The sequence below is a fragment of the Bhargavaea cecembensis genome, assembly GCF_001619585.1.
Taxonomy (GTDB): Bacteria; Bacillota; Bacilli; order Bacillales_A; family Planococcaceae; genus Bhargavaea; species Bhargavaea cecembensis_A.
In genome coordinates, this window is the sequence record NZ_LQNT01000004.1 from 1 (window position 1) to 9,552 (window position 9,552).

At 47.8% G+C, this 9,552-nt stretch carries 6 protein-coding genes; all 6 read right to left on the reverse strand.

What is annotated here, in order from left to right:
* Positions 1-307: 307 nt before the first annotated feature.
* Positions 308-1,648, reverse strand: coding sequence for an aspartate aminotransferase family protein (locus tag AV656_RS03625; RefSeq protein ID WP_082818596.1), 1,341 nt, complete (start codon positions 1,646-1,648; stop codon positions 308-310).
* Between the two features lie 75 nt (positions 1,649-1,723).
* Positions 1,724-3,346, reverse strand: coding sequence for a BCCT family transporter (locus AV656_RS03630; RefSeq protein ID WP_063179037.1), 1,623 nt, complete (start codon positions 3,344-3,346; stop codon positions 1,724-1,726).
* Between the two features lie 47 nt (positions 3,347-3,393).
* Entirely contained in the window at positions 3,394-4,818 is a 1,425-nt protein-coding gene (locus AV656_RS03635; protein WP_082818597.1) for an aldehyde dehydrogenase family protein, read from the reverse strand.
* 45 nt (positions 4,819-4,863) lie between these two features.
* On the reverse strand, positions 4,864-6,072 hold the full coding sequence (locus tag AV656_RS03640; RefSeq protein WP_231877232.1) for a M20 metallopeptidase family protein: 1,209 nt from the start codon (positions 6,070-6,072) through the stop codon (positions 4,864-4,866).
* A 128-nt stretch (positions 6,073-6,200) separates the two neighbouring features.
* Entirely contained in the window at positions 6,201-7,391 is a 1,191-nt protein-coding gene (locus AV656_RS03645) for a M24 family metallopeptidase (RefSeq protein ID WP_063179042.1), read from the reverse strand.
* A gap of 224 nt (positions 7,392-7,615) precedes the next feature.
* Positions 7,616-9,280, reverse strand: coding sequence for a PucR family transcriptional regulator (locus tag AV656_RS03650; protein WP_063179044.1), 1,665 nt, complete (start codon positions 9,278-9,280; stop codon positions 7,616-7,618).
* Between the last annotated feature and the right edge of the window lie 272 nt (positions 9,281-9,552).

Genomic DNA, 9,552 nt, shown 5'->3' on the forward strand with positions numbered 1-9,552 from the left:
GTTTTGCTGTTCAGTTTTCAAGGTTCATTTATTGTTGCCGTGTTTATTGGCGACCTACTTAATATATCACGTCGCGACTCTCACGTCAACAACTTTTTTATTTCTTTTATTGATCAGTGCGTCTCTCTCAGAAGCGCAACGTTGATAACTATACAACGGATTCCTCGTCAGCGCAAGACCAAATCACATAGTCGGAACCTTTCGTCAGTGGTGTCCATTCAAAGCAATGGAAAAGAGGACACGACCGGTATTCTTTCCGGCCATGTCCTCTTTTATTCACACGCTTCCCTATGTGGAAGCCTGCAGATTATTGGATCCCTTTCTTTTTCACTTCGGTCAATGAATGATCAATGATGGAAATGATCGTCTCCACTTCTTCCTTGTTGATGCAGAATGGCGGAGCGAAGGCGAGTGTATCCTGCCCTTCATAGACGATGCTTCTTGCCAACAGGCCGTGGTTCAGCGCTTCCTCTACCACTTTCGCCGATACCGGCTCGGAGAAGCGGGTATTGGTCTCTTTATCTTTCAGGATTTCAAATGCTCCGAGCAGCCCGATTCCCCGGATATTTCCGATCTCCTCATGGCGCCCTGCCAGCCAGTTGAATCCTTTCTGTAGTTCCGCTCCCATATTCCGTACGTTCTCAATCAGATTTTCTTCTTCGATGATTTCAAGGTTCTTCAGTGCCACCGCACAGCACATCGGATGAGCGCTGTAGGTGTACCCGTGCATATAAACGCCTTCCGTCAGTTCAATGAGTTCATTTCTGAGCGGTTCGGAAATGACCATGCCCCCAATCGGGGCGTAACCGCTGGAAATGCCTTTTGCGATCACCATCATGTCGGGAACTGCACCGAAGTTCTCGATACCGAAGTTCTTACCGGTCCTGCCGAAGCCGTTGATGACTTCATCCGCAATGAAAAGAATGTCGTTTTGATCGCAGATTTCCCGAATCTCCTTAAAATAATTCTCCGGTGGAAGGTTAACGCCGCCTGATCCCTGGACAGGCTCCGAGATAAACGCCGCAATCGTTTCCGGCCCTTCTTTCTCGATGAGCTCCTTCAATGCCTCGATTGAAGAATCTACATAATGGAAGTCCGGTGCCAATGAAGGGAAGTCTCTGAAAGCTGGCAGGCCTGTTGCACTTGAGGCGCCCACGGATACTCCGTGATAGGATTTCTGGCGTGAAATGATTTTCTTTTTAGCAGGCTTCCCTTTCAGCCTCCAATAATAGCGTGCGGTTTTAAAGGCTGTATCATTGGCATCCGAACCTCCTGATGTGAAGAAGGTCATCGTCAAATCTCCCGGGGTCATCTCCGCCACTTTTTCGGCAAGCCTGATTCCTGGTTCGTGGCTGTTTGTGGCAAATGTTGAACTGAAAGCGAGTTTCTTCATCTGTTCCGCTGCAGCTTCGGCGAGTTCTTCCCGGCCGTGGCCGATATTGACGTTCCATAACGAAGACAGAGCGTCAATCACTTGGTTACCTCTCACATCTTTCAGGTAGATTCCTTTTCCTTCAGTGAAAATGAAGCCGGGCCCCTTTTCCTGTTGCTGCTTAAAAGAAGAGGTAGGGTGCATGAAATGCTTCTTATCGATTGCAGCCAGTTCATCATATTTTCTTTGTACACTTTCCATCGTTTTCATCGTCATTTTAATTCCCTCCATAATCAAATCTGTATATTTGGTCTTTCCTTACTCCTGATTAACGGTAGTGCCGATAACTTTTCATTGATGGCCCCGGACGGCCCCGGGATACGTGACTTTCTTTTTTCTCGGCGTAGCCTTATAGACCTCCATGTTTTCCTGTAACTCCTCTTCGGCAGTCTCCGCCTTCTGCTCTGTCTTTGCCGGTACCGCTTCGTCTGCCCTGATGGTTTTGAATAAGGAAACACCCATTAAGAGCAAGATGACCGTGAACGGCAGCGCTGCCACCAAGGAAGCTGTTTGAAGGCCTTGCAATCCGCTGCTGATGATGAGCACTGCCACAATGGCTGACATCAGTACGCCCCAAATGACTTTTACCAGATTGCCCGGGTTCGGATCTCCATTTGTCGTCATCATTCCAAGTACGAAAGTGGCCGAGTCAGCCGATGTCACCAGGAATGTAATGATCAGCAAAATGAAGGTTACAGACAGTACTGTGCTGATCGGGAAGTTGTCAAAGGTGGCGAACAGCGCACTCGTCACATCGTTTTGCACCGCTCCCGCAATATTTGTCTGTTGGAACAGATCCATATAAAGGGCTGTGCCGCCAAATACGGCGATCCACACAACTGCAATGAATGGCGGAACGATCAATACACCAAACACGAATTCACGAATCGTCCGGCCTCTGGAAATCCGGGCAATGAACATTCCGACGAAAGGTGACCATGCAAGTACCCATGCCCAATAGCCGACTGTCCAACCCTTGGACCAGGTATTTCCGTCATACGGTGAAAGCCCCAGGCTCATCCCGAAGAAATTCTGGATGTAATCCCCTAGGCCCAGCGCCAATGCTTCCAGGATGAACTGTGTTGGCCCGAGAAACAGGACAACCAGGATCAGTCCAATAGCGAGGCTTAGATTCAGGGTGCTGAGAATCTTGATCCCCTTATCCAGTCCCGTTAATGCAGAAGTCAAATACAGCAGCAGCAGTCCGCCAGTAATGATTAATAGGAAAATCGTATTCTGCGGAACGTCAAACACATAATTGAGTCCGCCATTGATCTGCAAGATCCCCATTCCGACGGATGTGGCGACACCCAGCACCGTCGCGATGACCGCCAAAATATTGATCGCATTTCTCAGCGGCTTCTTGCCGCTCTTCCCTATGACCGGGTTCAGCGTGTCGCTGATCATTCGGCCCTCCCTTTTCCTGAACTGGAAATAGGCCAAAGCCAGACCGACTATTGTGAACACCGACCATTGGTGCACGCCCCAGTTAAAGAAGGAATACTGCATGGCCTGTCTTCCGGCCTCCGCGCTATAACCTTCCATTCCCGTCGGCGTATTTGCAAAATGGCTCATCGGTTCAGCAATTCCCCAGAAAACAAGGCCTGCGCCAAACCCAGTGCTGAACAACATTCCGATCCAGGCGAAGTAGGAGTATTTGGGCTTTTCATCGTCCCTTCCCAATTTGATCCGCCCATATTTACTGACGGCCAGCCCTAAACAGAAGAGGACGATCGCCAGGACCGAGAGCAAATAGAACCATCCGAATGCATCCGTTGTAAAGTTATACGCCGTGTCTGCCCATTTGGATAAACCTGCAGGGTTCACCGTTCCCCATAAGACGAGTAAAGTGATGACCGCCGCCGATGTCCAAAAGACGATGTTCATATGTTTTGCCCTTGTTTTTGGCTTCATATTTTGACTCCTTTTTTCCGGGAACTGAACGGCGGAAAGAGGGTTTCTTAAACAGACCGCTTCTGCGCCAGCTTAAAGCTGACGACTTTCGGTTCTGTCATTTCCTGAATCGTAAACTTGACCCCTTCCCGCCCTAAGCCGGATCCCTTCACCCCTCCAAATGGCATGCCGTCAATCCTGTAATCACTGCTGTCATTAATCATGATCCCGCCTACATCCATCTTTCCGATTGCCTCGAAGGCTTTATCAATATTGGACGTGAATATTCCGGCCTGCAGCCCATAATTCACATCGTTTGATTGGTCAATTGCCGAATCAAGATCGGCGACTGGATACAGAAGGACAACAGGTCCGAAAATTTCTTGCCGGGCAATGGTACAATCCGACGGAACATCAGTCAGCACAGTCGGAGGATAAAAGGCGCCCTCCCGCTTCCCGCCTGTCAGTCTTTTGGCACCCATCGCGATGGCTTCATCCACCCAGCTTTCCACCCGGATGGCTTCCGCTTCATTGATCATGGGCCCCATATCGGTTGTGCTCAGCATTTTGTCCCCAACCTGATATTGCTGAACCCGATTGACAAAAAGAGCAGAGAACGTTTCATAACTAGCTTCTTCAATATAGATTCGCTGGACACCCAGACAGTTTTGTCCGACGGCATAAAAGGCACCGGATACCGTTGACTCCACAGCCTTTTCGATATCCGCATCGTTGAGCACAATGGCAGGGGAATTCGAGCCTAGCTCCATGCTGATCTTTTTCAGACCGGCTTTCCGGGCGATTTCTTCGCCTGTTTCCAGCCCTCCTGTGAACGAAACCATCCGGATCGCAGGGTGGGTCACCAGGAGATCTCCAATAACGCTGCCCTTGCCTGTAATTACTGACAGTACCTTGGATGGCAATCCGGCATGATCAAATGCTTCTGCCAGCAAAAGTGCACTAAGTGGAGTAACGGTTGCCGGCTTCACGATAATGGCATTGCCCGAGGCAATTGCCGGTCCCACCTTGTGGGCCACCAGGTTTAATGGATCGTTGAATGGAGTAATGGCTGCAACGATCCCAATCGGAAACCGGTAATAATAACCGACCCGGTTTTCACTTCCTTCCGCCTGATCGAAGGGAATGGTCTCCCCATTAATGCGCCTTGCCTCTTCGGCACTGATCTTCAGTGTCTGGATACAGCGCCTGACCTCAGCTGTCGCTTCGCGGATGGTCTTGCTCCCCTCCAATGCAATCGTAGCCGCATACTCTCCTTGGTTCTCTTCGATATACGCAGCCGCTTTATTCAGGATGTTCATTCTCTGGTGGACAGGCATGGCAGCAGCGATTTTGGCGCCTTCTTTTGCCCCTTCAATCGTCAGCAGCATATCCTCTTCCGATGCTGCCGGAACGGTACTGATCAGTGAGTTGTCCTGAGGATTTAACACTTCGATGACTTCCTCTTTTTCGACCCATTTGCCGGCGATAAACATTGGTTTTCCAAACACTTTAGTATTCAATCACCCTGCACCTGCCTCTCAAGAAATAAATTCTTTCGTTAATAAACCAATCGCAGATTCGACAAGGATTTGTGCACCCAATGGCATGCAGCGCTCGTCCAAATCGAACTGACTCGTATGCAGATCCCGCCTGATCCCGTCCGGCAACGCACAGCCGAGGAAGAACATCGCACCCGGAACTTCCTGAGTCATATAGCCGAAATCCTCGCCTCCGAGGCCAAATTTGTCCTCTTCAATTTGAATAGTCGGATATAATTCCGTTGCGGCGTGCTTAATGACGGCATTCACCCCGGCATGGTTATTCAGCGCCGGCTCTCCGCGATCGACTTTGAAGGAATAGGTTCCTCCGAATGCTTCAGCCACCTGGAAGGCTTTTTCAATCTCGGCGCTCAGCTGCTCCCTCACTTCTTTTGAATAGGTCCGCAGTGTCCCAGTCACAACCACTTCTTCAGGGATGACATTACTCGCTGCTCCCGTGTGGATTTCACCAATACTCGCAACGGCGGTTTCCAGGGCAGATATTCTTCTGGAAGTGACTCCGTAAAACGCCTGCAAGACTGAAGAAAGCATCCATATAGGATCGGTGCCCAGATGGGGGTATCCTCCGTGGCCGCCTGTCCCCCTGATTTTGCCCTGAAAAACATCCACATTCGCCATGCTGTATCCGTCATTCATTTGAATGGTGCCGACCGGATGCCATGGGCAGACATGTAGAGCAATGACGGAATCAACACCTTCCAAAACGCCGTCTTCAATCATTCTCTGTGCTCCAGACCGTTTTTCTTTATCGGTGTCTTCTTCAGCAGGCTGAAAAATAAGTCTGACGGTTCCGCGGAACTGGCCTGAAGCTGACTTCTCGGCCAGCATCTTGGCCGCGCCGAGCAAAATGGCCGTATGGGCATCGTGGCCGCAGGCATGCATGACACCGGGATGTTTAGACTGATAGCTTTGGCCGGTTTTTTCATCGATCGGGAGTGCATCCATATCTGCCCGAATTGCAACTGTCCGTCCTTCACCTGTTGAGATCGTTGCAACCACACCGGTTTTTCCGATGCCGGTTTGAACGGTGACCCCCTCGATTTCCCTTAACGTTTCAGCAACGAATTGAGAAGTCTTGTATTCATTGAAACTGAGCTCCGGGAATCTGTGGAGGTATCTTCGCCATGCAATCAACTGCTGTTCCAAGCTTTCCGCTGCTACAGCTGCATGTTCACTATGCATCGGCATATCCAACCCTCCTGGTTTTGATCTTTTCTCGCATGACTCCACCTCGCCAACTTTTAAAAGCGCTTTCATTTTAGGATGGGTGGGTCCGCTGAATCGTGTTTTCCTTTTGCCTATCAGTGAGTCTTTCGTTAAATGATTGCTTGCAGATGATCTTTTACAATGAGATCGCGCTGAAAATCAGTCAATACTTCACAGCCTGTTTCAGTCACTCTGAATGATTCAGTGATTTCAATTCCGTAGTCTTCAAACCATAATGCCGGAATGAGGTGGAAGGTCATATTTGGCTGTAAAATGGTATGATCTCCTTTTCGGAGACTCGCGGTATGCTCGCCCCAATCCGGCGGGTAGTTTAATCCGATGGAATAACCGATCCTGGAATCCTTGCTGATCCCATGTTTTGAAATGACTGTGTTCCAGGCAACCTCAACTTCTTCGCAAGTAGCCCCCGGCCTGACCGCATCAAGAGCCGCGTTCAAACCTTCAACCAGGATTTTCGAGGTGTCCAGCGCTTTGGACGCCGGCTGGCCGATAGAAACAGTTCTGGCCAATGGAGAATGATAGCGCCGGTGGCAACCCGCCAGCTCAATAATCACCATTTCATTATTTGAGTATTTACGATCTGTCCATGTCAGATGAGGAGTTGATGTATTTTTACCGGCCGGCAACAGTGGAACAATAGATGGATAATCCCCCCCATACTCTGGTGTTCCGCTGATGAGCCCGCTGTAGATGTTTGCTGCCACATCGCATTCGCGGTTCCCTTCCTGAATGGACTCCACGGCAGCCTGCATGCCAATACCGGCAATGTTGGCCGCTCTTTTCATATATTCAATTTCCTTGTCGGATTTGATGAGCCGGACATAATTGACCAGAAGGGTTACATCCGAGAATCGGGCATTCGGCAAATTGGTCTTCAGTTTTTCAAATGCCAGTGCTGAAAAATAGTAGGAACCCATCTCAACACCGACATTCCGTTTGGATTGTCCGATCTGAGTCAGGATTTTTGCGATGAAATCCATCGGATGCTTCAAATCATTATGAATATGATCCTCCGGATAGGCGATAATGTTGTCCTTGTATAGCCAGGTCGTCACTTCCGCTGCTTTCGCGTCCATCTTCCTGCCAATCCAGATCGGCTGGTCTTCATCGATGATCACGATGAGCATCTGATCAACATAAAAGGACCAGCCATCGTAGCCTGACAGATAATTCATGTTTGCGGGATTCGTAATCAGCAATACTTCAATTCCTTGTTCCGCCATGCTCGCCTTTGTCTTCTCCAACCGATCCTTATACTCTTGTAAACTGAATGGCAACATCCGGGCTCCTCCTATTGATCCGTCATTGATTTCTGTCCCTTGATGCAAGAATTGCCGCTTTGCCGATGACCCTTGCTCAACTGACCTTGTAGTGATGATTATAAATTCTAAATATTTATAATACATCTGCAACTTTGTATGAATTTCAATCAATCTGTTCATACACTTTTTTCATAAGAAAAAATGGAACCGGATTAAAGCCATTCCGGTTCCATCTCATTTTCTTATGTTCTTTTAATCGCGCCTGTAGACCATACCTTAATGCTGAAATTCAGTATAAATAGATCGTCAGGATCCACGAGTGATAAATTTGTCAACGATTCAATTTTCCGTAACCGGTATAAAAGGGATTGGCGATGAAGATTCAGTTCCCTGGCAGTCTGGCTTACGTTACCATTATTATTGTTATACGTGACAAAAGTCTTAATCAGATCCATCTCTCTTTTTTCATCGTATTCCACCAACGGAGACACGGTAGAAAGAGTAATGTCACGGACTTCCTCATTGCCGGCCAAGTTTAACAGCAGCCTATTGATCTGTGTTTCGTCAAAATAGGTTCGCTTCCCAATGCCTCTTTGACTTCTGCCCATTTCCAGTGCTGCCTTTGCTTTTTGAAAACTGTCGGCAAAATTGCGGATTCCATCCCCATCCATTCCAATTCCCCAGGAAAACGAAATGCCGGGCAACAAGTGGGTGAACCTTCTTTCCACCAGATCCAGGAACTGATTGACCGCATCTGCAGTCACCTTATTCGATGCTTCCAAAAAAACAATCACTTTATCATGTTCATGCGCAAAGAGAATCTGGCGTTGGACATTCTCACCTGCATATAACAATCCCTCTTTAATATAGATACTCATTCTATCCAATCTTGGTCTTCCCGACTCATTGAGGCCCGCATCATGACCGGCGGAATCTTTCAGATTTTCCGGAAAGCCGATGATACACAAATAGGGAAGGTCGAGGTTGTATCTGAAAAATTCTGCATGGGAGGCGACATGTTCTTCAGACATCGTTTCCCCTTTTGCCAAGCCCAGCAAGAATTCATTCTGCATCCGGCTCTCGGCTTCGATTACCGCGCTGTTTCTTGAGAACCACAATGCAGCAGCAACAACGGCCTGCTCAGCAATCATCAACTCATGCTCATTCAGCCTTTTGTCTGAATCGGATAAGATGAAAAAGTCGCCTTTATGGCCGACATCAGATTGAATGTTCAAATGGATCAGCTGCACAGAACCGCTATCCAGCTTTTGAATTTCGGTATGCTTTGGATAATGCGATGAATTGATGGATGTTCTCATTTTCATTTGGTCCCATAGAGCGAACACATCATTCGGATTTGCGCTTCCTGCAATCGGCTCTTTCTTTTCATTGCAAACCAGTACGGATTCACCTAATTCCTGTTCGATATAATCCGTAATATGTTCTAATGTCCTTCCTTCGAGAACCTTTTGAATCAGTTGGTGCTGGATTTCCTTGAAACGCGTTGTCTCATTTTGTTTGAGTTCATTCAGTTTGGTCATCACTTCATGGACGATATCCGCAAACCGGATCTCCCATGGGAGTTCGATGATGATAAAATTTCGGTCTATGGCAAATTGAATGACCTCTTCCGGTATTTCAAATATATATCTCCCCGTTGCAATCGCCAAAGCCGACGCCCCTGAATCATATACATCTTTAATAAAAGACAACAATTCCCCGGTATTTTCGTGACACCCGATCCCGGTACTAAGAACAAATTCATTCTCCCTGACGAAATTCTCAACGGGACTTTCCATGACCGATACCCATTCAACCGATTTGTCCGTAATGGTCTGTTCCCCGGTTTTGAGGATGGCATTCTCAAATAAAGTTGAGTCTATAATTTCCCCGACTGATAAAAGCATCATTGCTCACCCCATTGCATGTTCTGATCATACCATTCTGGAGAATCCACAAATGTTAATCCCCTTCATGTCACTCTTCATTTTAATTTAAATTCCTTTAATTGTAACCGGAATATTCAATTTTACTTGAGAAGTCTACTTTATCATGGTTGAAAAGTTTTTGAAGATGCCAATTGGCCTCATGCAGCAATTCGCAATTAAAAAAGAACACAAAAAAACCGCCTCCTTAAGGAGACGGCCTTATGCCCAGCGACGTCCTACTCTTGCAGGGG